The 24,706-nt window shown below is 65.4% G+C and carries 25 protein-coding genes; 7 read left to right on the top strand and 18 right to left on the bottom strand.

Features of this window, described 5'->3' with window-relative positions:
* Nucleotides 1-2 precede the first annotated feature (2 nt).
* The 4 genes from ACUXVX_RS13560 to ACUXVX_RS13545 all read right to left on the bottom strand — a co-directional run bounded on the left by ACUXVX_RS13560 (nucleotide 3) and on the right by ACUXVX_RS13545 (nucleotide 3,560).
* Complete coding sequence (locus tag ACUXVX_RS13560; RefSeq protein WP_446308714.1) at nucleotides 3-587, bottom strand: VOC family protein; 585 nt, start codon at nucleotides 585-587, stop codon at nucleotides 3-5.
* Nucleotides 588-642: 55 nt separating this feature from the next.
* Nucleotides 643-2,463: a translational GTPase TypA gene (gene typA, locus ACUXVX_RS13555; protein ID WP_446308713.1), complete on the bottom strand. Its 1,821-nt coding sequence runs from the start codon at nucleotides 2,461-2,463 to the stop codon at nucleotides 643-645.
* Nucleotides 2,464-2,522: 59 nt separating this feature from the next.
* On the bottom strand, nucleotides 2,523-3,134 hold the full coding sequence (locus ACUXVX_RS13550) for a YitT family protein (protein WP_222493419.1): 612 nt from the start codon (nucleotides 3,132-3,134) through the stop codon (nucleotides 2,523-2,525).
* Between the two features lie 90 nt (nucleotides 3,135-3,224).
* The gene (locus ACUXVX_RS13545) at nucleotides 3,225-3,560 is read right to left on the bottom strand and encodes a DMT family transporter (protein WP_446308712.1); all 336 of its coding nucleotides are present in this window, start codon (nucleotides 3,558-3,560) and stop codon (nucleotides 3,225-3,227) included.
* 306 nt (nucleotides 3,561-3,866) lie between these two features.
* On the opposite strand from ACUXVX_RS13545, the gene ACUXVX_RS13540 reads away from it, so the two are divergent.
* Nucleotides 3,867-4,664 carry a hypothetical protein gene (locus ACUXVX_RS13540; protein WP_446308711.1) on the top strand — a complete coding sequence of 266 codons (798 nt, stop codon included), beginning with the start codon at nucleotides 3,867-3,869 and terminating at the stop codon, nucleotides 4,662-4,664.
* Between the two features lie 37 nt (nucleotides 4,665-4,701).
* Here the strand turns inward: ACUXVX_RS13540 and ACUXVX_RS13535 are convergent, their stop codons facing one another.
* The 3 genes from ACUXVX_RS13535 to ACUXVX_RS13525 all read right to left on the bottom strand — a co-directional run bounded on the left by ACUXVX_RS13535 (nucleotide 4,702) and on the right by ACUXVX_RS13525 (nucleotide 9,037).
* Nucleotides 4,702-5,916 carry an NADP-dependent isocitrate dehydrogenase gene (locus tag ACUXVX_RS13535; RefSeq protein WP_222469071.1) on the bottom strand — a complete coding sequence of 405 codons (1,215 nt, stop codon included), beginning with the start codon at nucleotides 5,914-5,916 and terminating at the stop codon, nucleotides 4,702-4,704.
* A 91-nt stretch (nucleotides 5,917-6,007) separates the two neighbouring features.
* On the bottom strand, nucleotides 6,008-8,212 hold the full coding sequence (locus ACUXVX_RS13530) for an NADP-dependent isocitrate dehydrogenase (protein ID WP_446308710.1): 2,205 nt from the start codon (nucleotides 8,210-8,212) through the stop codon (nucleotides 6,008-6,010).
* A 135-nt stretch (nucleotides 8,213-8,347) separates the two neighbouring features.
* Entirely contained in the window at nucleotides 8,348-9,037 is a 690-nt protein-coding gene (locus ACUXVX_RS13525) for a hypothetical protein (protein WP_446308709.1), read from the bottom strand.
* A gap of 147 nt (nucleotides 9,038-9,184) precedes the next feature.
* Here ACUXVX_RS13525 and ACUXVX_RS13520 point away from each other — a divergent pair, with 147 nt between their 5' ends.
* Complete coding sequence (locus ACUXVX_RS13520; protein ID WP_446308708.1) at nucleotides 9,185-10,375, top strand: DUF2235 domain-containing protein; 1,191 nt, start codon at nucleotides 9,185-9,187, stop codon at nucleotides 10,373-10,375.
* On the opposite strand, the gene ACUXVX_RS13515 is transcribed toward ACUXVX_RS13520, so the two are convergent.
* The 7 genes from ACUXVX_RS13515 to ACUXVX_RS13485 form a co-directional block, all read right to left on the bottom strand.
* Entirely contained in the window at nucleotides 10,372-11,034 is a 663-nt protein-coding gene (locus ACUXVX_RS13515; RefSeq protein WP_446308707.1) for an ATP-binding cassette domain-containing protein, read from the bottom strand. The two genes, ACUXVX_RS13520 and ACUXVX_RS13515, sit on opposite strands and share 4 nt — an antisense overlap.
* Nucleotides 11,027-12,703 (bottom strand): ABC transporter permease, encoded by a 1,677-nt coding sequence (locus ACUXVX_RS13510; RefSeq protein WP_446308706.1) that lies wholly within the window; start codon nucleotides 12,701-12,703, stop codon nucleotides 11,027-11,029. Before ACUXVX_RS13510 ends, ACUXVX_RS13515 begins: the two co-directional genes overlap by 8 nt.
* Before the next feature lie 82 nt (nucleotides 12,704-12,785).
* Nucleotides 12,786-14,012, bottom strand: coding sequence for an ABC transporter substrate-binding protein (locus ACUXVX_RS13505; RefSeq protein WP_446308705.1), 1,227 nt, complete (start codon nucleotides 14,010-14,012; stop codon nucleotides 12,786-12,788).
* The gene (locus ACUXVX_RS13500; RefSeq protein WP_446311543.1) at nucleotides 14,009-14,629 is read right to left on the bottom strand and encodes a CDP-alcohol phosphatidyltransferase family protein; all 621 of its coding nucleotides are present in this window, start codon (nucleotides 14,627-14,629) and stop codon (nucleotides 14,009-14,011) included. The genes ACUXVX_RS13505 and ACUXVX_RS13500 overlap by 4 nt, the downstream gene beginning before the upstream one ends.
* A 110-nt stretch (nucleotides 14,630-14,739) precedes the next feature.
* The gene (locus ACUXVX_RS13495; RefSeq protein ID WP_446308704.1) at nucleotides 14,740-15,579 is read right to left on the bottom strand and encodes a TPM domain-containing protein; all 840 of its coding nucleotides are present in this window, start codon (nucleotides 15,577-15,579) and stop codon (nucleotides 14,740-14,742) included.
* 84 nt (nucleotides 15,580-15,663) lie between these two features.
* On the bottom strand, nucleotides 15,664-16,014 hold the full coding sequence (locus ACUXVX_RS13490; protein WP_446311542.1) for an MmcQ/YjbR family DNA-binding protein: 351 nt from the start codon (nucleotides 16,012-16,014) through the stop codon (nucleotides 15,664-15,666).
* A gap of 34 nt (nucleotides 16,015-16,048) precedes the next feature.
* Entirely contained in the window at nucleotides 16,049-16,885 is an 837-nt protein-coding gene (locus ACUXVX_RS13485; RefSeq protein ID WP_446308703.1) for an isocitrate lyase/PEP mutase family protein, read from the bottom strand.
* Between the two features lie 214 nt (nucleotides 16,886-17,099).
* Between ACUXVX_RS13485 and cysS the strand changes: the two genes are divergently transcribed.
* The 4 genes from cysS to ACUXVX_RS13465 are packed head-to-tail and all read left to right on the top strand — an operon-like array spanning nucleotide 17,100 to nucleotide 21,659.
* On the top strand, nucleotides 17,100-18,545 hold the full coding sequence (gene cysS / locus ACUXVX_RS13480) for a cysteine--tRNA ligase (RefSeq protein ID WP_446308702.1): 1,446 nt from the start codon (nucleotides 17,100-17,102) through the stop codon (nucleotides 18,543-18,545).
* The gene (gene cimA, locus ACUXVX_RS13475; RefSeq protein ID WP_446308701.1) at nucleotides 18,542-20,173 is read left to right on the top strand and encodes a citramalate synthase; all 1,632 of its coding nucleotides are present in this window, start codon (nucleotides 18,542-18,544) and stop codon (nucleotides 20,171-20,173) included. The genes cysS and cimA overlap by 4 nt, the downstream gene beginning before the upstream one ends.
* Entirely contained in the window at nucleotides 20,170-20,886 is a 717-nt protein-coding gene (locus ACUXVX_RS13470; RefSeq protein WP_446308700.1) for a class I SAM-dependent methyltransferase, read from the top strand. The genes cimA and ACUXVX_RS13470 overlap by 4 nt, the downstream gene beginning before the upstream one ends.
* Entirely contained in the window at nucleotides 20,883-21,659 is a 777-nt protein-coding gene (locus ACUXVX_RS13465; RefSeq protein WP_446308699.1) for a squalene/phytoene synthase family protein, read from the top strand. The genes ACUXVX_RS13470 and ACUXVX_RS13465 overlap by 4 nt, the downstream gene beginning before the upstream one ends.
* Nucleotides 21,660-21,693: 34 nt before the next feature.
* On the opposite strand, the gene grxD is transcribed toward ACUXVX_RS13465, so the two are convergent.
* From grxD to serS, 4 genes are read right to left on the bottom strand one after another with little or no spacing between them, the layout of a single operon-like run.
* Nucleotides 21,694-22,053 (bottom strand): Grx4 family monothiol glutaredoxin, encoded by a 360-nt coding sequence (gene grxD / locus ACUXVX_RS13460; protein WP_446308698.1) that lies wholly within the window; start codon nucleotides 22,051-22,053, stop codon nucleotides 21,694-21,696.
* A gap of 5 nt (nucleotides 22,054-22,058) precedes the next feature.
* On the bottom strand, nucleotides 22,059-22,259 hold the full coding sequence (locus tag ACUXVX_RS13455; RefSeq protein ID WP_446308697.1) for a hypothetical protein: 201 nt from the start codon (nucleotides 22,257-22,259) through the stop codon (nucleotides 22,059-22,061).
* Nucleotides 22,260-22,267: 8 nt separating this feature from the next.
* Nucleotides 22,268-22,501 carry a BolA/IbaG family iron-sulfur metabolism protein gene (locus ACUXVX_RS13450; RefSeq protein ID WP_446308696.1) on the bottom strand — a complete coding sequence of 78 codons (234 nt, stop codon included), beginning with the start codon at nucleotides 22,499-22,501 and terminating at the stop codon, nucleotides 22,268-22,270.
* Between the two features lie 60 nt (nucleotides 22,502-22,561).
* Nucleotides 22,562-23,854, bottom strand: coding sequence for a serine--tRNA ligase (gene serS / locus ACUXVX_RS13445; protein ID WP_446308695.1), 1,293 nt, complete (start codon nucleotides 23,852-23,854; stop codon nucleotides 22,562-22,564).
* Between the two features lie 529 nt (nucleotides 23,855-24,383).
* Between serS and yajC the strand changes: the two genes are divergently transcribed.
* Complete coding sequence (yajC, locus tag ACUXVX_RS13440; RefSeq protein WP_222469088.1) at nucleotides 24,384-24,674, top strand: preprotein translocase subunit YajC; 291 nt, start codon at nucleotides 24,384-24,386, stop codon at nucleotides 24,672-24,674.
* The last annotated feature ends 32 nt before the right edge of the window (nucleotides 24,675-24,706 follow it).

Genomic DNA, 24,706 nt, shown 5'->3' with positions numbered 1-24,706 from the left:
ACTTAGGCGTAAGGGTTCTTTGCGCTCCGGTCGTCCGAGAGCGAACCTGATTGCCGCGCCACCAGCGCCTCGATGGCATCGGCGAGGTGCACGTCGCCAATGGCCTCATCGCCCGCCGTGACCCGCAGCTTGTGCGCCTCTGCCAGTACCTCGGCATGGGTGCAGCCCGCGGGGGGCTCGAACTTGTAGCAGGCCAGTTCGATCAGCAGGCCGAGTGGATCCTTGAAGTAGAGCGAATCCATGAAGCCACGGTCTTTGGGGCCGGAATGGCCGATGCCGCGCGCCTCCAGCCGCGCCTCGGCCTGGTTCCACACCACCTTCGAGACGATGAAGGCGATGTGGTGCACGCAGCCCGGCTCGGTCGGGGTGCGGCGCCGGTCGGCCTTGCGCTCTTCATTGGTGAAGATGGTGATCAGCCGCCCATCGCCGGGATCAAAGTAGAGGTGGCTCTCGTTCGCATCGTCGAGGTTGGGCTGCTCGAAGATGAAGGGCATGCCCAGCACGCCCTCCCAGAAATCGATCGAGGTCTGCCTGTCGGCGCCGGTCAGGGTGATGTGGTGCACGCCCTGGGATTGGATCTTTTGCATGTGGGCCTCCGGGTGGTGGGTTTGGCTTACCCTATACCCACCCGGCCGCCCGGTGTTACCCCTCTGCGCGCGCAGCCCGTTTGCGCTCATGCGGATCAAGGTGCCGCTTGCGCAGCCGGATCGCGTTGGGGGTCACTTCCACCAGCTCGTCGTCGTTTATGTAGGCAATGGCCTCTTCGAGCGACATGGTGATCGGCGTGGTCAGGCGCACTGCTTCATCCGAGCCGGAGGCGCGGACGTTGGTGAGCTTTTTGCCCTTGAGCGGATTCACCTCGAGGTCGTTGTCGCGGCTGTGCTCACCGATGATCATGCCCTGATAGACAGGTGCTTGCGCGCCGAGGAACATCCGGCCACGGTCTTCGAGGTTCCACAGGGCGTAGGCCACGGCCTCGCCTGCATCCATCGAGATCAGCACGCCTGCGCGGCGGCCCGGGATGCTGCCCTTGTGCGGTGCCCAGCTGTGGAACACGCGGTTGAGCACGCCTGTGCCGCGCGTGTCGGTCAGGAACTCGCCGTGATAGCCGATCAGCCCGCGGGAGGGGACGTGGGCGATGATCCGGGTCTTGCCGGCGCCTGCGGGCTTCATCTCAACAAGGTCGCCCTTGCGCGCACCGGTGAGCTTTTCGATGACCGCGCCGGAGTGCTCGTCATCCACGTCGATGGTGACTTCTTCGATCGGCTCCAGCCGCTGGCCGTCTTCCTCGCGGAGCAGCACCTGCGGGCGCGAGATGGAGAGCTCGAAGCCCTCGCGACGCATGTTCTCGATCAGCACGCCCATCTGAAGTTCGCCGCGCCCGGCGACCTCGAAGGCCTCGCCGCCCGGCGAGTCGGTGACCTTGATGGCGACGTTCTGCTCGGCTTCCTTCATCAGGCGCTCGCGGATCACGCGGCTCTGCACCTTCTTGCCGTCACGGCCCGCAAGAGGCGAGTCGTTGATGCCGAAAGTCACGGAGATGGTGGGCGGATCGATGGGCTGCGCGTCGAGCGGCTCTTCGACCGCCAGCGCGCAGATGGTGTCGGAGACGGTGGCCTTTGCCATGCCTGCGATGGTGACGATGTCGCCTGCCACGGCTTCTTCGATCTCTTGCAGACCGAGGCCGCGGAAAGCCTGGATCTTGGAGACGCGGAACTGCTCGATCTTCTGGCCGTTGCGGGTCAGCGCCTGCACTGTCGCACCCGGCTTGATCCGGCCGGATTCAACACGGCCCGTCAGAGTGCGCCCGATAAACGGGTCGGCGCCGAGGGTGGTGGCCAGCATGCGGAAGTCTTCATCGGCGTGCTTTTGCTGCTTCGGCGCGGGCACGTGGTTGATGACCAGTTTGAAGAGCGCATCGAGGTTCTTGCGCGGGCCGTCCAACTCTGGGTCGCACCAGCCGGAGCGGCCGGAGGCGTAGAGGTGGGGGAAGTCGAGCTGGTCTTCGTCCGCATCCAGTGCTGCGAAGAGGTCGAACACCTCATCGAGCGCGCGGTCGGGCTCGGCATCAGGCTTGTCGACCTTGTTGAGCACCACGATGGGGCGCAGGCCAAGGGCGAGGGCCTTGGAGGTCACGAACTTAGTTTGCGGCATCGGGCCCTCGGCGGCGTCGACCAGCAGCACCACGCCATCGACCATGCTCAGGATACGCTCCACCTCGCCGCCAAAATCGGCGTGGCCGGGTGTGTCGACGATGTTGATCCGCGTGCCCTTCCACTCGACCGAGGTGGCCTTGGCGAGGATGGTGATGCCGCGCTCGCGCTCGAGGTCGTTGCTGTCCATCGCCCGCTCGGCCACCGCTTGGTTTTCGCGAAAGGCGCCGGATTGCTTCAGCAGTTCGTCCACGAGGGTCGTCTTGCCGTGGTCAACGTGGGCGATGATGGCGATGTTGCGCAGGTCCATGGGGCTCTCTTTGACTGTTCGCGCCGCGCATATCCTGCACTGCGGCGAAAGGCTAGGGGCTATGTGACCACATACCAGTCGCGGCGATGGTTGAAGGCCACCACAAGGTTGAGGACGACTGCGCCGAGGAGCGACCAGCCGACAGCTTCGAGCGGCAAGACAAAGGCGGCGACGGTGAAGAGGATCACATCGTGGATGAGCTGGGTCCAGCCCGCGCGGAAGCCGTACTTGTCTTGCAGGATGAGCGCGATGATCGAGACCCCGCCAAGCGAGGCCGTGTGCCGGAAGAGGCCCAGCAGCCCCACACCCGCCGCCACGCCGAAGAGCAGCGCGGAGGCGGCGGGGTGGATGTGGTCGATGACGAGGGCAGGGTCGAGCACTGCGGTCAGCAGCGAGAGCAGGGTCACCGTTGCCAATGATTTCAGGCAAAAGACCGGCCCGCGCGCGTGCCAGGCAAAGGCATAGAACGGGATGTTGATGACAAAGAACACAAGGCCGAAGGACCAGCCGGAGAGATAGGCGATGATCAGGGCTGTGCCCGCCGTGCCGGACGAGATGAGGCCCGCCGCGCGCAGCAGATGCACCCCGAGGGCGGCCTGAGCGGAGGCGATCAGGAGGCCTTGGGCATCTTCGAGCAGGGTGTAATGCGGTTTTTCGTCAGCAAGCGCCATGGGCCTGCTGTGGCGCAGGGGGAGGGTGGCGTCAAACCCGCGCGGGAGGCTGCGGGCGTGACGTGGCGTCTGATGCCTGATGGGCGGGCCTCAGTGGCCGGTGGTTGCCGAGAAAAGATGCAGCACGAGGACGCCGGAGAGGATCAGGCCGACGCCGAGCACGGCGGGCAGATCGAGCCGCTGGTTGTAGAGCAGGAAGCCCATGAGCGCGATCAGCACGATCCCGAGGCCGGACCAGATGGCATAGACGACACCCACCGGCATCACCTTTACCGTCAGGGACAGAAAGTAGAACGAGACCGCATAGGCGACGACCACGACGGCGGCGGGCGCCAGCCGCGTGAAACCCTTTGTTGCCGGAAGGGCCACCGTGCCGATGGTTTCCGCCACAATGGCGAGCACGAGGAAGAGATAGGTCTTGGGCATGATGGCACCGAAAGCAAAGGGGAGGGATCACGGCGCACCGTTCTGCTCCCTGTAGCTCATGGTGGCGTTTGTGGCGAGTCATCGCTGTGTGGATGTTCACACAGAGCCGCGATTGAGTGTGCGGGTTTTCGCACGTTGAGAGCGTGGCGGTGGTTCAGGAGCGCCATGCAACTTATTGATTATGCTGCTATTAGGTTGGTTGTCTGCTGTGAGCACATTTTTGCGTTGTCAGCCCACTGGCGGCTCCCGACAGTGCTGGCACATCGTTTGCGAAACGCGCAGACCAATCCAATGGGAGGAAAAAAGATGATCCGCCGGACAGTGCTCCGCGCGGCCTTGATGGCCGCATGCCTTACACCGCTCACGCTCCAGCCGCTCGCGGCGCAGGAGGCTTCGCCCGCAGTGACCCAGCCGCAGGCTGAAAACCCAGCCCGCGTGCTGCTCGTGGGCAATAGCTATCTTTATTACAACGACAGCCTGCACAATCACCTGCGCCGCATGGTCATGGCGGGCACCGAGGTGGAGCCTCAGTACAAGTCGGCCACCATCGGCGGCGCGCGCCTGGACCATCACAACATCGACTGGCTCACCCAGCCCGGGGCGATCGGGGTGGAGGAGCCTTTCGAGCTCGTGATCCTTCAGGGTCACTCCAACGCTGCGCTCTCGGAGAAGAACCAGACGCGCTACATGGAGGCCGCGAAGGCTGCGACGGCATTGATTGCCGAGCGCGGCGGCAAGGTGGCGCTTTACATGCCCCACGCATACGTGGACCCGCACAAGAGCGCTGATCCGGAGAATATCCGCGCCAACGAGCGGTTCTACACCGAGGCTGGTAATGAGCTCGACGCCATTGTCATCCCGGTCGCGCTGGCCTTTGAGGAGGCCTACAAGCGGCGGCCCGATATGGCTCTGCACAAGGACTATGACGGGTCGCACCCGAGCCTGCTCGGCAGTTTCCTCGCGGCAGCCACGGCCTACGCGACGCTCTACGGCGCCGATCCTGTGGGCAATGAGTACGACTACTTTGGTAAGGTCGGCGCAGAGGATGCCGCCTTCCTTCAGGAAATCGCGCGCGACACCGTAAACGCCTACTTCGGGCGGTAAAAAGAAGAAGGGCCCGCTTTGTGCGGGCCCTTTTGCCTCAGCCAGTGAGGGCTTTGTTCAGGTTCTCGTCGATCTTTTCGAGGAAACCGATGGTGGTGAGCCAGCCCTGATCGGGGCCGACGAGGAGGGCCAGATCCTTGGTCATGTGGCCCGCTTCCACCGTGTCGATGATCACGTGTTCCAGCGTTTCGGCGAAGGCCCGCAGCGCCACGTTGCCATCGAGCTTAGCGCGGTGCTTCAGCCCGCCGGTCCATGCGTAGATCGAGGCGATGGAGTTGGTGGAGGTGCTCTTGCCCTCCTGATGCTGCCGGTAGTGGCGGGTGACCGTGCCGTGCGCCGCCTCGGCCTCGACGATTTTGCCGTCTGGGGTCATCAGCTGCGAGGTCATCATGCCCAAGCTACCGAAGCCCTGCGCCACCGTGTCGGACTGCACATCGCCATCGTAGTTCTTGCAGGCCCAGACGAACTTGCCGTTCCACTTGAGGGCGCAGGCCACCATATCGTCGATCAGGCGGTGCTCGTACCAGATGTCCTTGGCCTTGAATTTCTCTTCAAATTCAGCCTCGTAGATCTCCTGAAAAAGATCCTTGAAGCGGCCGTCATAGGCCTTGAGGATGGTGTTCTTGGTGCTCAGGTAAACCGGCCAGCCGATATTTAGGCCGTAGTTGAAAGAGGCGCGGGCGAAGTCGCGGATGCTTTCATCCTGGTTGTACATGCCCATGTAAACGCCGGCATCGGGGGCGTCGTAAACCTCGCGTTCGATCACTTCACCATTGGCGCCTTCCCACTTCATCGTCAGCTTGCCGCCGGACGGAAAGTGGAAATCGGTCGCCTTGTATTGGTCGCCAAAGGCGTGGCGACCGACGACGATGGGCGAGGTCCAGCCCGGCACGAGGCGCGGGACATTCTTGCAGATGATCGGCTGGCGGAACACCACGCCGCCGAGGATGTTGCGGATGGTGCCGTTGGGCGAGCGCCACATCTTCTTGAGGCCAAACTCCTCCACCCGTGCCTCATCGGGCGTGATGGTGGCGCATTTCACCCCAACGCCGACTTCCTTGATCTTCTCGGCGGCGTCGATGGTGATCTGGTCATCGGTCTCGTCGCGCACCTGAATCGAGAGGTCGTAATAGAGCAGGTCGATGTCGAGATAGGGCTCGATCAGCTTCTTTTTGATGAAATCCCAGATGATCCGGGTCATCTCGTCACCGTCGATCTCGACCATCGGGTTCTCGACTTTGATCTTCGACATCTTGGCTCCTTGGGTTTCTGCCCGCAGCTATGGCGCGCTTTGGTTAAGCGCCGGTAAAACTGCGGCGGCCTTTTGGGCCGCCGCGAGAGGTTTATCCGATGATCGCGTTCAGCGTTGCGCTGGGTCGCATCACCCCAGCCAGTTTGGACGCCTCGTTCATGTAATAGCCACCCGTGTCGGCAGGTTTGCCCTGCGGCGCGGCCAGCTCGCCGGTAATTTGCGCCTCGCCTTCGGCCAGTGCCTTGGCAATGGGCGCAAACTCTGCGGCAAGCTCGCCATCGGCGCTTTGGGCGGCGAGCGCCTCGGCCCAGTAGCGGGCGAACCAGTAGTGGCTGTCGCGGTTGTCGGGCTCGCCCACCTTGCGGGAGGGAGAGCGGTCATGATCGAGGATGCCTTGGGTGGCGGTATCGACCGCGTCGCCCAGCACCTTGGCCTTGGCGTTGCCCTTCACGTCGGCGAGGAAGCGGAAGCTCTCGCCCAGCGCGCAGAACTCGCCGAGGCTGTCCCAGCGCAGGTGGTTCTCCTCGTGCAGCTGCTGCACGTGCTTGGGGGCAGAGCCGCCTGCGCCGGTCTCGAAGAGGCCGCCGCCCTGCATCAGCTTGACGATCGAGAGCATCTTGGCGGAGGTCGCCAGCTCGAGGATCGGGAAGAGGTCGGTCAGGTAGTCGCGCAGCACGTTGCCGGTGATGGCAATGGTGTTCTCGCCCTTGGTGATGGTCTCGAGGCTGGCGCGGGTCGCTTCGCGGGGCGCCATGATCTCGAACTTGTCGGCAACGCCCTTGGCGTCGAGGATCGGCTTGACCATCGCGATCAGCTGCGCGTCATGGGCGCGGGTCTCATCCAGCCAGAAGATAGAGCGGTAGCCAGTGGCCTTCTGCCGTTCGATGGCGAGGTTCACCCAGTCCTCGATGGGGGCCTTGCGGGCGGATGCGGAACGCCAGATGTCGCCCTTTTTCACCGCGTGCTGGTGCAGCACGGTGCCGTCTTCCAACACCATCTTCACGGTGCCATCCTCGGGGATCTCAAAGGTGGTGGGGTGCGAGCCGTATTCTTCGGCCTTCTGGGCCATCAGGCCGAGGTTCTGCACGGTGCCGGCGGTGGCCGGGTTGAGCTTGCCGTTCTCTTTGAAGAACTTGATCGTCTCGTCATAGACCGGCGCATAGCTGTTGTCGGGGATGACGCAGACGGTATCTGCCTCTTTGCCATCGGGCCCCCAGCCCTTGCCGCCCGCGCGGATGAGGGCGGGCATGGACGCGTCGATGATCACGTCAGACGGGACATGCAGGTTGGTGATGCCCTTGTCGGAGTTCACCATATACATCGGCGGGCGAGCGGCGGTGACCTCGTCGATGGCGGCCATGATCTCGGGCTCGTCCTTCACCTTGGCGAGCAGCGCGCCGAGGCCGCCGTTGGGGTTGACGCCGAGCGCGGCGAGCTTGTCGCCGAACTGCTCGAACACCGGGGCAAGCCAGGCCTTGACCGCATGGCCGAAGATGATCGGGTCGGAGACCTTCATCATCGTGGCTTTCATGTGCAGTGAGAACAACACGCCTTCCTGCTTGGTCTTCTCGATTTCAGCGGCAAGGAAGGCATCGAGCGCGTTGGCGCTCATGAAGGTGGCATCCACGACCGTTCCGGCGGGGTAGCTCACGCCCTCTTTCAGCACGGTCTCACCGGAGGCGCCCTCAAGCACGATCTTTGCGGTCGCAGCGGCGCTCAGCGTGGCCGAAACCTCGTTGGAGCGAAAGTCGTTGCCCTCCATCGAGGCGACGCGGGTCTTGCTGTCGGCCGTCCACTCACCCATGCGGTGCGGGTTGGCCTGTGCGTAGTTCTTGACGGCTGTGGCGGCGCGGCGGTCGGAGTTGCCCTCGCGCAGCACCGGGTTCACGGCGGAGCCCTTGATGCCGTCGTACTTGGTGCGAACCGCCTTTTCTTCATCGGTTTCAGAGGTGTAGGGGTAATCGGGCAGGGCGAAGCCCTTGGCTTGCAGTTCCTTCACCGCGGCCACCAGCTGCGGCTCGGAGGCCGAGATGTTGGGCAGCTTGATCACGTTGGCCTCCGGGGTCTTCACCAGTTCGCCCAGCTCGGCCAGATCGTCGGAAATGCGCTGATCGTCCTTCAGGTAGTCCGGGAAGGTCGCGAGAATGCGGCCGGCGAGCGAGATATCCTTGGTGCCCACGGTGATGCCCGCCGCCTTGGCAAAGCGCTGGATGATCGGCAGGAGCGACGCGCTGGCCAGTTCCGGGGCCTCGTCGACCTTGGTGTAAATGATGTCGGGCGTGTTGCTGTCGGCCATGTCTGAGCCCCCTCGCTAGGTGTTGGTCCGGCCCGATACGCACCGGTGCGGCGCGGAATCGGGATGTTGCCGCTCTCCTATCTCAAATCCCCGGCGCATGGAAGGTATGCCGTTGTATACCAATTGTCGCGGGGGTCAGTTTTCGGAGGCCTTGAGGGCGGCTGAGAGGGTTTGGCCAAGCTCCACCAGTGCATCGGCCTGCTCGGGCCGCTTGAGCGCGCCATGATGGCGAATGGAGAGCCCCTCGCGGCTGCGGATCACGGCGGGGCGTGCGCTACCTGCAAGGGGGCTGTCGGAAAGCGCGGGGTGCAGGGCGATTGGGCGTAGGGCATCTTCGGCGCCGGGGGTGGCCATGAGCAGGGCAGGGCTGCCCTCCAGCGGCACGGGTTTCAGATCTGGCACCTCCGCCGCCATGCTGCCGAGGAGTTTGCCGAGCACGGCCTGTGCCAGCCCGCCGCCGAGCATGCCCGAGAACCGCTCCACATCGGCGGCCCGGCTGGCCGGAATATCGAGCGTCAGGAGCGTGAGGCCGTGGGGCAGGGCGAGGGATGGGTCAATCCACATGCTGTAGCGGGTGGAACTGCTGGATTGTGAACTGCCCGAACGCTGCACCACGCTTTGCAGCTCCCAGCCCTCGCGCGGGCTGGTGATGCGGGTGATCCGCTTGTTGCCCTCGCGGCTCTGGGCATAGCTCCATCCAGCGGCGGCGCAATGGGCCCGGAGCAGGGCCTCGCGTTTCTTGGCCCACCAGAGCAGCGCCCCGACCAGCGCGATCTGGCCGAGGAACACGACCGTAACGAGGATGATGATGACCGTGGTCGACATTTGACCTCTCTGCCAAGTTTCGCCGCCACCCTAGCCACGCCCGCCTGAACTGTCACCCGACCCGCGACAGAGACCACAGCCTATGGTAGAATGCTCGCATTTCCTGCCGGGCCTGCCCGGACATTTCAGACCGGAGCATTTAAGCCCATGAAGCGCATCGCGATATTCTGCGACGGCACCTGGAACACGCCAGACGCGCCGTTTCCGACCAATGTCTTCCATCTCCACAAGATGGCCAAACGCACGGCCGAAGATGGCACGACCCAGATCCTCAAATACATCCCCGGCGTTGGCACTGGCTTTGGCAAGACCGGCTGGCGCAAGCGGCTCGACAAGGTGACGGGCGGAGTGTTTGGCGTTGGGGTCACCAAGAACATTCTGGCCGGCTACACCTTTCTGATCGAACAGTATGAACCGGGAGACGAGATATATGTGTTCGGGTTTTCGCGGGGTGCATTCACCGCGCGGTCTCTCGTTGGGCTGCTTCGGGCCTCGGGCCTGCCACGCCACACCGAGGCGTGGAAGGCCCCCGAAGCGCTGAAGCGCTATCGCGATGACGACCCGGCGACCAAACCCTCCAGCGAAGAGAGCCACCGCTTTCGGCTCGGCTACTCGCCCGATGTGGTCACCTCGGAGAAGGAGGAAGACTGGCGCCGCGCGCAGGGCCATCCGGTGCCGCCGCGGCTGACGGTCACCTACCTTGGCATCTGGGATACGGTCGGCGCGCTTGGCATTCCGAGTTACTACAAGTGGCTGGCGCAGGTGTTCAACCACAGCCAGGGGTTTCATGACACTCAGCTCAGCTCGATGGTCATGGCCGCACGTCACGCGGTGTCGCTCGATGAGCGGCGCAAGGCCTTTCCGCCGACGCTCTGGGGCAACCTCGGTGAGTTGAACCGCGAGAACCCGGAGCGCAAGCGGGCCTATCAGCAGCTCTGGTTCGCGGGCGATCATGGATCGGTGGGCGGGGGCGGCGATATCGACGGGCTGAGCAACATCGCCCTGCGGTGGGTGGTGAAAGGCGCGCAGGATCAGGGGCTGGAGTTTGACCCCACGGCGCTGGCGGTGTTCGCGGCGGAGGAAGACCCGCTGGAGCCATCGCTCTTCAACAAGTCGAGCAAGCCGGGGTTCTTTACCCGGATGCTGCGCAAGCGTGTGCTCGACCGGGTGGGAAGGATGGAGGTGCCGGACCCGGCGACGGGCGGCACGGTGGAGGTGGCAATCGGGCCGGAGTTTGCGTGGAACATCTCGGAGCCTGCGCGGCAGAGATACAATGCGCTGCCGGACTATCGCCCACCGTCGCTGGTGCCCTTCGACGCCGATCTGACGGATACTTAGGCGGCGGGTCGGTCGCCTACGATCCGGCCTGGAACGGCCTCCACCACGCGGCCTGCGGCGGCGCGGGCATCTTCGGCGTCATGGGTGACCATCAGCACGGGCAAGCCGCGATCCCGAGCGCGAGTGAAGGTGAGGTGGCGGACATCCTCGCGCCGGGCGGCATCGAGCCGGGAGAAGGGCTCATCGAGCAATAGGGCGCGCGGCTCGGCCAGCAGGGTGCGCATGAGCGCGACGCGGGCCTGCTCGCCGCCCGAGAGGGTCGCCGGGTCCCGCGAACCGAAGCCCTCCAACCCGACCTCGGCCAAGGCCTCCTCGACGGCGGCCCGCCGCGCCGCGCGGGAGCCGGGGGGTAGGGCGAAGGCAAGGTTGCCGGCCACCGAGAGGTGCGGAAAGAGCAGGCTCTCCTGAAACAGGACGCCGAGGCGGCGGCGCTCGGGCGGCAGCGAGGTGATCTCGGTGCCATCCAGCGCGGCGGTGCCTGCGGCGGAGAGTGGCGCGGTCAGCGTGCCGGTGAGCGCCGCGAGAAGCGCCGATTTACCCACGCCGGAGGGCCCCATGAGGGTGAGCACCTCGCCCGGCGCGATCCGGGCGGAGAGGCCAAGCAGGCAGGTCTCACCGAGCAAGACCTCCAGCCTGTCGAGGGTGAGCCCCTTATCCACCGCGCATCCCCTTTCGGCCCGCAAACATCAGGCGCGGAATGGCCAATGCCAGCGCGAAGGGCAAGAGGGCGGCGGCGGTTTGCGCCAGCGCGTAGGCGCCGATGGCCCGGCGGTCGCCGCCGGAGGTGAGGGCAACGGCCTCGGATGTCAGCGTGGTGACCCGTCCGCCGCCCAGCAGAAGCGTGGGCAGATACTGCCCGACCGAGACGGCGAAGCCCACGGCGAAGGCGGTGAGCAGCGGCGCCAGCATCAGCGGCAGGCGCAGTCGCCAGAACCGGCGGGTCGGCCCCGCGCCAAGGCTGGCGGCAGCGGTGAAATAGCGGGTGTCGACCGCGTGGAACGGGCCAGAGAGGGCGATGAGCGTGTAGGGTAGAACGAAGGTGAGGTGCGAGAGGACGACGGGCCAGAGCCCCTCGCGCAGCCCGAGGGTGAGCATGAGCACCTGAAGACCGGGGAGAAAGGCGATCTGCGGGATCAGCAGCGGCAGATAGAGGATCAGCCGCCCGGCGGGCCCCATGCGGAAGCCGTGCCGAGCCTCGGCCTCGAGACAACCGGTGACGAGAGCGAGCGCGGCGAGGGCGGCGAGCGTGGCGATCAGCAGGGTGGTTACCGCGATGGGCCAGAGCATCGGGCCGTGGCGGCCCCATGTGCGCAGGCTCAAGGCATCGGGCAGGGCATCGGGGAAGCTCCAGTATCCGGCGACGGACCAGAGCGCCTGGGAGGCCAGCCCGGCGAGCACCGAGAGGGCAACGGCGAGGCCGAGGGCGAGGCCAAGGGCGCGGAGGGGGGCGTTGAGCCGGGGCAGGCGGTGCCCGGACATGGCGAGCGCAGTGCCGGCGCGGGCGGCCAAAGCCTCCAGCCCGCGCCAGAGGGCGAGGCCCGCGAGCACCAGCGCCAGTTGCCAGAGCGCGCCGGCGGCGGCCACCCCGCGCAAAGACAGGTCCGGGTCGGCCATCCAGCGGGTGATCTGGACCGCGAGGGTGGGCGGCGTGTTGGGGCCGAGGATCATCGCCACGTCAACGACCGACATGGAGTAGGCCAGCACCACGTAGACCGGCAGCCGGATCTGGGCATAGAGCGCGGGGAAGGCCACGAGGAGCCAGCCGATCGCGCGGGGGTAGCCCAGCGTGGTGGCCACGCGGGCATGGGCCTCGGACCGGGTCTGGGAGCGGGCGGCGAGCAGCATGAGCAGCAGGAACGGCACCTCCTTGGCGGTCAGGCCCGCGATGAGGGCGAGACCGGCGCTGTCTTGCACGATGAGCAGATCGGGGGGCCTGTTCCAGCCGGTGAGCCAGGGCGAGAGGGCGCGGGCCAGCCAGCCTGAGGGCGCGATGAGGAAGGCGAGGCCGAAGGCGGCGGCGGCGTGCGGCACCGAGAGCAGCGGCGAGAGCAGCCGCTGGAGCGCCGTGAAGGCGCTGGTGCCATGCCAGCCTGCGGCGATCAGCGCGGTGATCGTGAGCGAGAGCAGGGTGGCGGCAAAGCCGGTCGTGAGCGAAAGACGGGTGGCCGGGGCGATGCCGGGCCAGTCCATCAGCCGCATGAAGGGGGCCGCGCCCGGGGCGCCCATGTACCCCAGCGCCGGGGCAAGGGTGAAGAACAGCCCCAGCCCGACAGGCAGGGTCAGCAGCGCGATGGTAAGCGCGGGCAGGGTGGCTCGGGGCAGGGACATGAGAGTGCGCGGGCTCATTCGCCCTTCGAGGCGTCTTCGCAGGGGCGAAGAGGGCCTGAAAGGTTCGATGAGCGGGCTGGCGTCACTCCTTGACGCCGTGCTTTTCGATCCACTCTTCGGTGAGCTTGGTCATCCACGAGGGGTGCGGCTCGGGCTGGGCTTTGCCAAGCTCGGCGGGCGACAGGGTAGCGACGCCCAGATCGAGCGCCTCGAAGGCGGCGCGGTCTGCTTCCGGCAGCTTGTCCATCGACAGCACAGTCCCATAGCCCAGAACCTTCGGATCCTGCGCGCGCACCTGCGCTTCGGGCGACATCAGGAAGTTGGCCACCACCATCGCGCCGGATTTGACCGAAGAATTGTAGGGGATCGCCACGAAGCTCGCGTTGCCGATGGTGCCGCTCTCCAGCACGTAGGTGCGGGCGGTGGGGGGCAGCTCGTTGTTGGCAATCGCCGTGGAGGCCTCGCCGGGGGAGAAGGAGATCGCGATATCCACCTCGCCATCGGCGATGAGTTGAAGCTGGCGCGGGCCGGTTTGCGGGTAGGCGCGGCCTTGGCGCCAGAGGTTTGGCGTGAGGTCATCGATGAAGGACCAGAGTGCCTCTGTGCTGGCGGCGTAGTCGTCTGCCGCCTCGACCGGCTCGGAGAGCGCCGGATCATCTCCGTTCAGGTCGATCAGCGCCTGCTTCAGGAAGGTCGAGCCGAGAAAGTCGGGCGGCTGGGGGAAGGTGAAGCGGCCGGGGTTGGCCTTGGCCCATTCGAGCAGCGCGGGCATCGAGCGGGGCGGCTCGGGCAGGCGGGCCTCGTCATAGATGAAGACCACCTGCGCCATCGCCCAAGGGGCCTCGTAGCCCTCGACCGGCAGGGTGAAATCTGTCTGTACGTCCTTGTTCTCGACATCAACATACTGCCAGTTGGGCAGGGCCTCGGCGAAGGGGCCGAAGAGCAGGTTCTGGCCCTTCATCGCGGCGAAGTTCGGGCCGTTGATCCAGATCATGTCGACCGCGCCGCCCTCGTTTTGCCCGGCCTGCTGCTCGGCCAGCACGCGGGAGACGGCATCGGCGGTGTCCGAGAGCTTCACATGCTCCAGCGTGACGCCATACTCCTCCTTCACCCGGCCGCCGACCCAGTCGATGAAGGCGTTGGTGGTGGTCGAGCCGCCCCATGCGTTCCAATAAACCGTCTGGCCCTCGGCGGCCTCCAGCACGGCCTGCCACTCTTCGGCGGAGAGGCCATCGGAGAGGCTCTCCGGGTCCGGCCCGGCAAGGGCAGGGGTAGCCAGCAGGGTGGCGAATGCGAGGGCGTATTTCATTGGGTCTCCTCCCCGGAGAAGGTCTGGCGGGCGAGTAGCACCCGGCTGATGGCGGTAACGAGGCACAGGCCGCCGAAGGCCCATGCCAGAGGGGTGAACAGGTGCGGCAGCAGGCAGAGGGCGCAGAAGAACACGATGGTCTCGGTGCCCTCCAGCAGGCCGCCGGTGAAGTAGAGCGTTTTCGCGCCGCGCGAGGTGGTCTGCATCTTGGCGCGTTCGGCCAACACGGCGTAGCCGAGGAAGGTGGATCCGTTGATGTAGAAACTGGCGAGCAGGAAGGCGCCTGCGGCGCCGTTCTGCGCGGGGTCCGCCAGCACGAAGGCCAGCGGGATGGCGGCGTAGAAGGCGAAGTCGGCGCAGATATCGAGGTAGCCGCCAAAGTCGGTTTTCGTGGTGGCGCGGGCCACGGCACCATCCAACCCGTCGGCGAGGCGGGAGGCGAGGAGGAAGGCCAGTGCGATCAGCGGCCATCCGGCCCAGATCAGCCCCGCGGCGAGCAGCCCGAGGGCGAGGCCCGCCAGCGTGACATGGTCGGCCTGCCAACCACGGGCGGCCAGAGCCGTGCCCACCCGGTTCAGCGGCGGATCGATCAGTTTGCGCGCGACGCCGTCGAGCATGCCAAAAGCCATCCCCATGGTTTCAGGGGGTTATGGCGTGATGATCCGTCGCCTGACAACCGGCTGTAACAGCGCGTGACGTGTTTGTGAGACGCTCGGAGCCCGGCGCGCTACCACTTGCCCGAAGCGCCACCGCCCGAAGAGGAGCCTCCGCCGAAGGAGCCGGACGAACTGGAGGAGGATTTGGTGATCCTCGAAATGGTGTAGGCAGAAACGGCGCTATAGCCACATGCGGCGCAGGTAATGGTCTTTTCTCCGGTGCCGGTGGAACTGCGGGTCGCGCTTTGAATGGTTCGCTTGGACACGTCTACCTGGCCCTTCTGGCCGCATTGCGGGCAGGCGCGGAACTTCTTGGCGATCCTGCCGCCAAAGGCGATGGCGCCGACGAAGACGGCAAAGAAGCCGCCCATGATCCAGCCAAGTATGCCGAGCCCACCCTCGCCGCCCGAAACCTTGGGCGGCTCGGTGCCTGCGGCGAAGGGGCGAGCGATGGTTTCGATCACGGCTTGCGTACCGGTCATGATGCCATCGGCGTAGCGATCTTCGCGGAAGGCAGGCAGGAACTGACTGTCGATCACCTGAGCGGCGGTCTTATCAAAGGCGGCCGGAAAGCCCGAGCCCAGCTCGATCCGCATTTCGCGGTCGGCGCGGGCGACCAGCACGAGGATGCCGTTGTTGGTTTCGGCATTGCCGATGCCCCACTGGTTGAACAGCGCGGTCGCGAATTCTTCGATGGTTCCGTAATGGCCGTAATCGGCGGTGGAGAAGATGGTGAGCACCGTGGCTTCGACCCCGGTTTCCTCGCGCAGCTTGGTCAGCGCAGCGGTCAACTCTGCCTCCTGATCGGCGGGCAGAAGGCCTGCATAATCGTTCACATATGGGGTCTCGTAGTCAGGAAATTCTTGTGCCCCGGCGAGCGCGGGGAGAAAGGTGAGGGCCAGGACGGCCATGAGAAAAGCGGCGGGGCGAAATGCGCGGATCGAAAATGTCATGGCCGGGATTTGGCCATGCGACGGACGATCTGGCAAGGAGATTCAGGGCGTGAAGGGAGCCAGCGCGGCCTGCGCCTTCTTGGTCAGCCCGGCGCGGATGAGGGCATAGCTCGTGCGCAGCCGTTCCTCCACCTCGGCGTCTTCCACAAGGCCCCATGGGAGCAGGAGCCAGCTGCGGTGAAAATAGGGGGCTTTCTCGCCGCGCCCGGCCTCTATCACCAGCTGCGCGGTTTCGATGCTGTCGGTCTTCACGCTGACGCCCTGATCCATCGCGCCGATGCAGGCGAACATCTTGCCGCCCACCTTCCAAGCATCATGCCCGCCGCCCCAAGGGTCCGAGACCTCGGCCCCGGGAAAGGCCTTGCAGATCGCATTCACACCGGCTCTGTCCATCATGCCCTCCTGTGCATGTTCGCGTTGACCTGGGTCATCCCCGGCTCGTTCCGCCGGGCGCCCCGCGGTCGACCAGATCCTGCACCTGGTCTCCGGCGATGGATTGCGCCAGCGGGGAGAAATCGCCCTTTGCGAGCATCGCCTCTGCGGCATCGAAGATCACCCGGTGCGTGGCGCGCGCCAAGGCCGAGCCGAGCGAGATACGCGCCACCCCTGCGGCGGCGAAATCGGCGCGCGTGGCGGCGGTGAAGGCCCCTGCGGCCAGCGCGTTCACCGGCTTTTTCGTGGCGGCGCAGATGCGCGCGAGATCCGCCATGCTGGGCGGCAGGGGCACGTAGAGCCCGTCTGCCCCGGCCTTGTCGAAGGCCTGCACGCGGGTCAGCGCCTCCTCCATGCCGTAGAGGCCGTTCATCACGCCATCGGCGCGGGCGACGAAGAAAAAATCCCGCCCGAGGGACTGCGCGGCGTAGGCACCCGCGCGCATCCGCTCGGTGGCCAGCTCCAGCGGGTATGGGCGGTTGTCGGTGTAGCAGATGTCTTCGACGCAGATCCCGGCGAGGCCGATCTCTCCGGCGAGGCGCACGGTTTCGGCCACCGTGTCTGGGTCGTCGCCAAAGCCGTTCTCGAAATCGCCCTGCACCGGCAGGTCGGTGGCGGCCACGATCTCTTGGGCGTGGGCCAGCGCATCATCGCGGCTGATGGTGCCCATGTCGCGGCTGCCCTGCACGAAGGCAAGCGCGGCGGAAGAGGTGGCCAGCGCCTTGGCGCCCATTCCGGCCAGCATACGGGCCGAGCCGACATCCCAGACATTGGCGAGGATGAAAGGGTCACCCGGCACATGCAGGGCGCGGTAGCTTTCGAACTTGTCCATGTCACTCTCCCTCACTGAAGGCAGGCTGGCCTGCGGCGGCCCGCAGCACAAGAGGCTTGGCAGGGGCAGGGCGGGCTGCTACTGACAGCCCATGACCCGCGCCGCGACCATCATCATTTGCTGCATTACCTGCTGACATCAGTCACGCGGGCCCGGTCTCTTTTCACGAAACGATGAAGTTGCTAAAGCCCGCGGGGACGCCCGAGGAGCCTTCATGGACATTCATCTGCACAACACGAAAACCCGGAAGAAAGAGCTTCTGACCCCTGTCACACCGGGGCGGGTGGGCATGTATGTCTGCGGACCGACGGTCTATGACCGGGCGCACATCGGCAATGCCCGGCCCGTGATCGTGTTCGATGTGCTCTACCGGCTGCTGCGCCATGCCTATGGGGCGGAGAACGTGACCTATGTGCGCAACTTCACCGACGTGGATGACAAGATCATCGCGCGGGCGGAGGAGAGCGGGCGAGAGATCGGGCACATCACGGCCGAGACCACTGAGTGGTATCTGGAGGATATGGCGGCGGTCGGGGCGCTGGAGCCAAACGAGATGCCCCGCGCGACTGAGTGGATCGGCGCGATGGTGGAGATGATCGAAGGGCTGATTTCGGGCGGTCATGCATATGCAGTGGAGGGGCATGTGCTGTTCCGGGTGCGGAGCTATGAGGCCTATGGCGCTTTGTCGGGCCGCTCGGTGGATGACATGATTGCCGGGGCGCGGGTCGAGGTAGCGCCCTACAAGGAAGACCCGATGGACTTTGTGCTCTGGAAGCCCGCGAAGGCGGGCGAGCCGGGGTGGGACTCGCCTTGGGGTAAGGGCCGGCCCGGCTGGCACATTGAGTGCTCGGCGATGGCGGATGCGCTGCTGGGCAAGAGTTTCGACATTCATGGCGGCGGGAATGACCTGATGTTCCCGCACCATGAGAACGAGATAGCGCAGTCGAAATGCGCCCACCCGGAGGGCGACTTCGCCCGGATCTGGATGCACAACGAGATGCTGCAGGTCGAGGGCAAGAAGATGTCCAAGAGCCTCGGGAATTTCTTTACGGTCAGGGACTTGCTGGATCAAGGCGTGCCGGGCGAGGTGATCCGCTTCGTGTTTCTCGGGACGCATTACCGCAAGCCAATGGACTGGACGGAGAAGAAGCGGCAGGAGGCACAGGCCACGCTCTGGAGGTGGTTGAACCATTTGAAAGATCAGCACTTTGCTTTCGAAGGTGCCAATCTTGATCTCTACTTTGATCCGCGAAGATATCCCGCAGATCCAATTGTGGTCGAAGCACTTGCAGATGACTTGAACACACCAAAGGCAATTGCGCGACTGCACGAACTTGCAAAGATCAAAGAGTTCGACGCTGCCAACTTACTTTGGGGCTCAATGGTCCTAATGGGAATTGTTACCCATGACTCTGCCTTTGATTTACTCTCGGCTTCCGGTGTTGGTTGGATCGGTAGTTATTCGAGGGAAACCGAAGATTTAGTGAATGGCCTCCTCAGAGAGCGGCAGGACGCTAAGAAACGTCGCGATTTCGCGACAGCAGACACTATCCGCGATGCCTTGACGAAATCTGGTGTTGTCGTGACCGACACAGCGGATGGACCAGAGTGGTCAATTCCTGGTGCGTTTGACCCCACCAAGCTGGAGGCCCTCAAGTGACCGAACGCCTCTATCTCTACGACACCACGCTCCGCGATGGCCAACAGACCCAAGGCGTGCAGTTTTCGCTCGACGAGAAGCAGGAGATCGCCTCGCTGCTCGACGGGCTCGGCGTCGACCATATCGAGGGCGGCTGGCCGGGGGCGAACCCGACGGATAGCGCCTTTTTTGAAGCGAAGCCGAAGCTTCGTGCCACCTTCACCGCCTTCGGTATGACCAAGCGGGTCGGGCGCAGTGCAGAGAATGACGAGGTGCTGGCTGGCGTGCTCAACGCAGGCACGCCCTCGGTTTGCCTTGTCGGCAAGACCCATGACTTCCACGTGACCGACGCGCTGGAAATCACGCTCGAGGAGAACGTGGAGAACATCCGCGCCTCGGTGGCGCATATCGTGGCGCAGGGCCGGGAAGCCCTGTTCGACGCCGAGCACTTCTTCGATGGCTACAAGGCCAACCCTGGCTATGCGCTGGAGTGCCTGAAAGCCGCGCTCGACGCAGGGGCGCGCTGGGTCGTGCTCTGCGACACCAACGGGGGCACTTTGCCCGGAGAGATTTACGAAATCGTAAAGGCCGTGATCGACGCAGGCGTTCCGGGCGACCATCTGGGCATCCACACCCATAATGACACCGGAAATGCGGTGGCGGGCAGCCTTGCGGCGGTGGATGCGGGCGCGCGGCAGATTCAGGGCACGTTGAACGGGCTGGGGGAGCGCTGTGGCAATGCGAGCCTGACCACGCTGATCCCGATCCTGCTGCTGAAGGAGCCGTACAGGAGCCAATACACGACCGGCGTGACGGCGGAGGGCTTGGCCCGGATGACGTTGATCAGCCGCAAGCTGGACGACATCCTCAACCGCGTGCCGATGCGAGCTGCGCCCTTTGTGGGGGCCTCGGCCTTTGCGCATAAGGCCGGGCTGCATGCCAGCGCGATCCTTAAGAACCCGGCGACCTATGAGCACATCGAACCGGAACTGGTGGGCAATGCGCGGGTGATCCCGATGAGCAACCAGGCCGGCACCTCGAACCTGCGCAAGCGGCTGGCGGAGGCCGGGCTGGAGGCGGAGAAGGACCAGCTGGCGGCGATCCTGAACACGATCAAGGAGCGAGAATCGCAGGGCTTTTCCTACGACACCGCGCAGGCGAGCTTTGAAATTCTGGCGCGGCGGGAGCTTGGCCTTCTGCCCGACTTCTTCGACGTGGAGCGCTACCGAGTGATCTCGGAGCGCCGCCGCAATGCCAAGGGGCAGATCGTGGTGGAAAGCGAGGCGGTGGTGGCCGTGAGCCTGCCGGGCGGTGGGCTGACGACCAACTACTTCAAGAACGAGCACCCCGAGGAGATGCAGGACGCCGGGCCGGTTCACGCGCTGTGGAACGCGCTGATCGCCGATCTTGGGCCCTATGCGGGCCGTCTGGAAGGCATGCGGCTGGTGGACTTCAAGGTGCGGATCACCAATGGCGGCACCGAGGCCGTAACCCGCGTGATCATCGACAGCGAGGACGGCGCGGGCCGGCGCTGGGGCACTGTGGGGGTGAGCGCCAACATAGTGGACGCCAGCTTTGGCGCATTGATCGACGCGGTGACGTGGAAATTGGTGCAGACCGGATCGGAGCTGCGTAAAGTAGGGGAATGAGCGCATTTCTTGAGCTGTTCTCGGCAGTGCCTCGGCAGGGGCCGGGGTTGGCCAAGGATGTCGCCTGGGCGGTCGCTCAGGCGGGAAGCGAAGGCGCCCTCAGCGTTTGTGATGCGGGCTGCGGCAATGGCGGTGATACGGCGGCGCTGCTGGCGGCGATGCCGGAGGCGCAGGTGGTGGCCTGCGACAAGGATGCGACCCTGCTGAAGGCTGCCGATGCGAGGCATTTCGGCGTGCCGCGACTGCGGGTCGGCACCGGAGACCTCGCTGCGCTGGAGGCACTACCCGAGGCGCCGTTTGACTTTATCTGGTGCGCGGGGGCGATCTATTTTTTGGGCACAGTCAAAGGGTTGCGCGGCTTTCGTGATGCGCTCAAGCCCGGTGGGGTTGTGGCTTTTTCGGCGCCGGTCTACTTCAGCCCTCCGTCGCCGGAGGCGCAGGGCTTCTGGATGGATGTGCCGGTGCCCGACGAGGCGGAATTGCGGGCGCAGGTGGCGGAGGCGGGCTATGAGCTGATCGCCGACAGGCCGCTCAGCAACGCGGCATGGGCGGCGCTCTACACGCCGCTGAAAGAAGAGATCTCCCGGCGCAGGGCCGAGGGGGCGGATGCCGAGATGGAGGGCATCATGGCGGCGATGGAGCAGGAAATGGCACTCTGGGCGCGGGTGAAGCGGGAAACCGGCTATCAGCTGGTCGTGGCGCGGCTGGCATGAGCCTTCAGGCCTGCGCCGATCTGGTCGCCCGCGCGGGGCGCGACGCCTTCGCCGCGGTGATGGCCGGGCCCGTGGAGGCCCGGCGTATTCTCTTTCCGGTTCAGGCCTTTGCGCTGGAAGTGGCGCGTGCGCCATGGGCCAGCGAAGAGCCGATGATCGCGCAGATGCGGTTGCAGTTCTGGCGCGACGTGCTGGAGGAGGCGGAGGCCGGGAAGGCGCGGGCGCATGAGGTGGCGGCCCCGCTCGCCGAGGCGGTCGCCGCGGGCGTGCCGGTGGCGCCGCTCGTGGCCTGCGTGGATGCGCGGGAGTGGGACATCGGGCGGGAGCCGTACGAGGATGAGGCGGCCTTCTGGGATTATCTCGATGCGACCGGCGGCGGGCTGGTCTGGGCCGCTGCTAGGGCGCTTGGCGCGGGCGCGGAGGCCGAAGAGGGCTTGCGCGGCTGGGGCCGGGGCGCGGCGCTGGCGCGGTATTTTCAGGCGGTGCCGGAGTTGGAGAGCCGGGGGCGTGTGCCGCTGGTGGATGGCCGGGCCGAGGCGGTGAAAGCGCTGGCGGAACAGGGGCTTGCGGAGATGACTTCAGGTGCTTCGCAACGTGGAGCCCTGGGGGCAGCTGCCTCGGCACCGATGCTGCTGGGCGCGATGGCGCCGGTGCTGCTGCGCAAAGCAATCAGCGCGCCCGGCCGGGTTGCGGCGGGCGCGCTGGAGATGAGTGAGTTCCGCAAGCGGTTCCGGCTGATGCGGATGGCCGCGACGCCGGAATGGAAGATGTAACTTCGGGCCGTAAAGTGCTGGCTCGGAAGAGAAATCAGGCGTTGGCTTCGCGGATCTTGTCGGCGGCTTCCTTGCTGTAGGCGACGCCGTTCTGCTCGAAGAGCGTGTCGAGCTCGCCGGAGAGGGTCATCTCGGTGATGATGTCGCAGCCACCAACGAATTCGCCCTTCACGTAGAGCTGCGGGATCGTCGGCCAATCGGAGAAGTCTTTGATCCCCTGACGGATTTCTTCATCGGCCAGCACGTTCACATCCTTGAACTCGACACCCATGAAGTTGAGCACGCCAGCCACGCGGGAGGAAAACCCGCACTGCGGCATCTCCTTGGTGCCCTTCATGTAGAGGACGACATCGTTGGCCTTGTTGGTTTCGGCGATCTGGTCTTGTGCGGTCATCAGGCTCACTCCTGGCGATTTCTGGTTCTGGCCCGTGCGGCACCATAGCTGGCGCGGCGGGGCTTTCGATCTGGTTGTGGCTCTTCGGGAGCCTCGGGTTTGTCCGGGTCGGGGTTGATCCGGTAGTTTTTACGGGCTGTGAAGCCGGCGCGCAGGGCGAACGCGGCTACGAGAAACCCGACGATGACGATCAGGCCCGGGTCCATTGGGGCCTCTAGGGCGCCCGTGTGGTCAGGGCCAGCGCGTGGAGTTCGCCGGCGGGGCCGTCCATCTTGCCCTTGAGGGCGGCATAGACGGCGCGTTGCTGTTGCACCCGGTTCTTGCCGCGAAAGCTCTCGTCGACCACCTCGGCGGCGAAATGCTGGCCGTCATCGCCCTGAACCGACACCTGCGCGTTCGGAAAGGCTTCGCGGATGAGGTTTTCGATGTCGGTCGCGTCGATGGCCATGGGGGCTCCCTTGTCTTGCTCCCCCAGATGTAGGCTGCGGGCCTCGGGGGAGCAAGGGGATCAGGCGAGGGTGCCTTGCGGGGTGAGGGTTGTGCGGCCGCCAGTATAGGCATGCAGCACCTCAGGAAGTGTTACCGAGCCGTCCTCTTGCTGGCCGTTCTCCAGCACCGCGATCAGCGCGCGGCCCACGGCGAGGCCGGAGCCGTTGAGCGTGTGGACGAACTCGGGCTTGCCGCCGCCTTCGGGGCGGAAGCGGGCGTTCATCCGGCGGGCCTGGAAGGCACCGCAGTTGGAGACCGAGGAGATCTCGCGGTAGCAGTTCTGGCCCGGCAGCCAGACCTCGATATCGTGGGTGCGGACGGCGCCGAAGCCGGTATCGCCCGAGCAGAGCACGACCGTGCGGTAAGGCAGGCCGAGTGCCTCCAGCACCGCTTGGGCGCATCCGGTCATACGCTGTTGTTCTTCAACGCTTTTCTCCGGGTGAACCACGGAGACCATCTCGACCTTTTCGAACTGGTGCTGGCGCAGCATTCCGGCGGTATCGCGGCCCGCGCTGCCCGCCTCGGAGCGGAAGCAGAGCGAATGCGCGGTGTAGCGGCGCGGCAGGTAGCTCTCGGAGATGATGCAATCGTTGACGATGTTGGTCAGCGTCACTTCGGAGGTGGGGATGAGCCACCAGCCTTCGCGGGTCTGGTAGCTGTCTTCCCCGAACTTGGGAAGCTGGCCGGTGCCGAGCATCATCTCTTCGCGGACGAGGACGGGGGCGTTGACCTCGGTCAGATCATGCTCGTTCACGTGCAAATCAAGCATGAACTGAGCGAGCGCCCGGTGGATGCGGGCGATGCCGCCGCTCATCAGCACGAAGCGCGAGCCGGCGAGTTTGGCGGCAGTTTCGAAGTCCATCGCCTCCTTGGCGCCGGGCAATTCGTAGTGCTCGAGGGGCGTGAAGGCAAAGTCGCGGGGGGTGCCCCAGCGGTGGATTTCGACGTTGTCCTCTTCGTCGGCGCCGTCCGGCACATCCTCTTGCAGGAGGTTGGGCAGGCCCATGAGAAGGTCGCGCAGCTCGGCGTCCTTGGCCTTGGAGTCTTCCTCCAGGCGAGCGATTTCGTCTTTCTTTTCAGCGACAAGGGCGCGGAGGCGTTCGAACTCGGCCTCATCCCCGGCGGCCTTGGCGGCGCCGACCTGCTTGGAGGCGGCGTTGCGTTCGGCCTGGGCGGCCTCGGCCTCGGTGATGGCGGCGCGGCGGGCTTCGTCCAGCGCGAGGATCGGCGCGGAGGCCGAAGAGATCCCGCGCCGCGCCATGGCGGCATCGAAGCCGGCGGGGTTGTCACGGATGGTGCGTATATCGTGCATCTCTTGGTCCTCTGATGGTCGTTTCGGGCCTAGCAGACCCACCGTGCCGAGGGGTTAACGCGGGGCCGTTAACTTTGGAAGCGTTAACCAGCATATCCCATGCACATCTGATGCACATTCCATACATACGCGGTTTTCGCACAGAATCGGCGAGTTAATGGAGCGGGCTGTGCGGAGGTGTAAGGGAGGCGGGCGGCGGCGTCCCGCGGGGTGGCGCACGCAACGCCAGATGGTGGCACTTTATCGTGCGGTCGTCATCTTCCCCCAGAGAACATACCCAACCTCACCCAAGCGCCGCCCCGGGGGGCGGGACGGCGCTGCCCGGCGCCTGCGGCGCGCACCGGGCGGGGGCACGGCATGGGCATGGTCAACAGCGCGACACTTTCACCGCCCCCTCTGGCGCTCCGGTCAAATCGCCCTTATCTGCCCCGCACGCGCTTGCATCGGCCCTGACCGGGCCATAGGGTGCGCGCCGACATGCCCGCCCCTCGTGCGGGGACCGCAAAAACAAGACCAAGAAGGAGCTCCCATGGAGGGCTTTCAATCTATCGTCCCGCTGATCCTGATCTTCGGGATCATGTACTTTCTGCTCATCCGTCCGCAGCAAAAGAAGCTGAAGGAGCATCAGGCGATGGTTTCCGCGCTGCGCCGGGGCGACCAGGTGATCACGCAGGGCGGGATCGTCGGCAAGGTGACCAAGGTGCGTGACGACAACGAGGTCGAGGTCGAGATCGCCGAGGGCGTGAAGGTGCGTGTGGTCAAATCCACCGTGGCCCAGGTGCTCAGCAAGACCGAACCGGCGGCAGACGCCAAAGCATAAATCAGCCTCCCGAGCGGGGCGCGGCGACAGAC

The sequence above is a fragment of the Vannielia sp. SX4 genome, from assembly GCF_052828525.1.
This window is presented reverse-complemented; position numbering and strand designations above follow the sequence as displayed.

What these genes read in the sequence shown, in the direction of transcription:
- ACUXVX_RS13560 (WP_446308714.1), bottom strand. Translation starts at nt 587, where the DNA reads ATGCAAAAGATCCAATCCCAGGGCGTGCACCACATCACCCTGACCGGC.
- typA (WP_446308713.1), bottom strand. Translation starts at nt 2,463, where the DNA reads ATGGACCTGCGCAACATCGCCATCATCGCCCACGTTGACCACGGCAAG.
- ACUXVX_RS13550 (WP_222493419.1), bottom strand. Translation starts at nt 3,134, where the DNA reads ATGGCGCTTGCTGACGAAAAACCGCATTACACCCTGCTCGAAGATGCC.
- ACUXVX_RS13545 (WP_446308712.1), bottom strand. Translation starts at nt 3,560, where the DNA reads ATGCCCAAGACCTATCTCTTCCTCGTGCTCGCCATTGTGGCGGAAACC.
- ACUXVX_RS13540 (WP_446308711.1), top strand. Translation starts at nt 3,867, where the DNA reads ATGATCCGCCGGACAGTGCTCCGCGCGGCCTTGATGGCCGCATGCCTT.
- ACUXVX_RS13535 (WP_222469071.1), bottom strand. Translation starts at nt 5,916, where the DNA reads ATGTCGAAGATCAAAGTCGAGAACCCGATGGTCGAGATCGACGGTGAC.
- ACUXVX_RS13530 (WP_446308710.1), bottom strand. Translation starts at nt 8,212, where the DNA reads ATGGCCGACAGCAACACGCCCGACATCATTTACACCAAGGTCGACGAG.
- ACUXVX_RS13525 (WP_446308709.1), bottom strand. Translation starts at nt 9,037, where the DNA reads ATGTCGACCACGGTCATCATCATCCTCGTTACGGTCGTGTTCCTCGGC.
- ACUXVX_RS13520 (WP_446308708.1), top strand. Translation starts at nt 9,185, where the DNA reads ATGAAGCGCATCGCGATATTCTGCGACGGCACCTGGAACACGCCAGAC.
- ACUXVX_RS13510 (WP_446308706.1), bottom strand. Translation starts at nt 12,703, where the DNA reads ATGTCCCTGCCCCGAGCCACCCTGCCCGCGCTTACCATCGCGCTGCTG.
- ACUXVX_RS13505 (WP_446308705.1), bottom strand. Translation starts at nt 14,012, where the DNA reads ATGAAATACGCCCTCGCATTCGCCACCCTGCTGGCTACCCCTGCCCTT.
- ACUXVX_RS13500 (WP_446311543.1), bottom strand. Translation starts at nt 14,629, where the DNA reads ATGCTCGACGGCGTCGCGCGCAAACTGATCGATCCGCCGCTGAACCGG.
- ACUXVX_RS13495 (WP_446308704.1), bottom strand. Translation starts at nt 15,579, where the DNA reads ATGGCCGTCCTGGCCCTCACCTTTCTCCCCGCGCTCGCCGGGGCACAA.
- ACUXVX_RS13490 (WP_446311542.1), bottom strand. Translation starts at nt 16,014, where the DNA reads ATGGACAGAGCCGGTGTGAATGCGATCTGCAAGGCCTTTCCCGGGGCC.
- ACUXVX_RS13485 (WP_446308703.1), bottom strand. Translation starts at nt 16,885, where the DNA reads ATGGACAAGTTCGAAAGCTACCGCGCCCTGCATGTGCCGGGTGACCCT.
- cysS (WP_446308702.1), top strand. Translation starts at nt 17,100, where the DNA reads ATGGACATTCATCTGCACAACACGAAAACCCGGAAGAAAGAGCTTCTG.
- ACUXVX_RS13470 (WP_446308700.1), top strand. Translation starts at nt 20,170, where the DNA reads ATGAGCGCATTTCTTGAGCTGTTCTCGGCAGTGCCTCGGCAGGGGCCG.
- ACUXVX_RS13465 (WP_446308699.1), top strand. Translation starts at nt 20,883, where the DNA reads ATGAGCCTTCAGGCCTGCGCCGATCTGGTCGCCCGCGCGGGGCGCGAC.
- grxD (WP_446308698.1), bottom strand. Translation starts at nt 22,053, where the DNA reads ATGACCGCACAAGACCAGATCGCCGAAACCAACAAGGCCAACGATGTC.
- ACUXVX_RS13455 (WP_446308697.1), bottom strand. Translation starts at nt 22,259, where the DNA reads ATGGACCCGGGCCTGATCGTCATCGTCGGGTTTCTCGTAGCCGCGTTC.
- ACUXVX_RS13450 (WP_446308696.1), bottom strand. Translation starts at nt 22,501, where the DNA reads ATGGCCATCGACGCGACCGACATCGAAAACCTCATCCGCGAAGCCTTT.
- serS (WP_446308695.1), bottom strand. Translation starts at nt 23,854, where the DNA reads ATGCACGATATACGCACCATCCGTGACAACCCCGCCGGCTTCGATGCC.
- yajC (WP_222469088.1), top strand. Translation starts at nt 24,384, where the DNA reads ATGGAGGGCTTTCAATCTATCGTCCCGCTGATCCTGATCTTCGGGATC.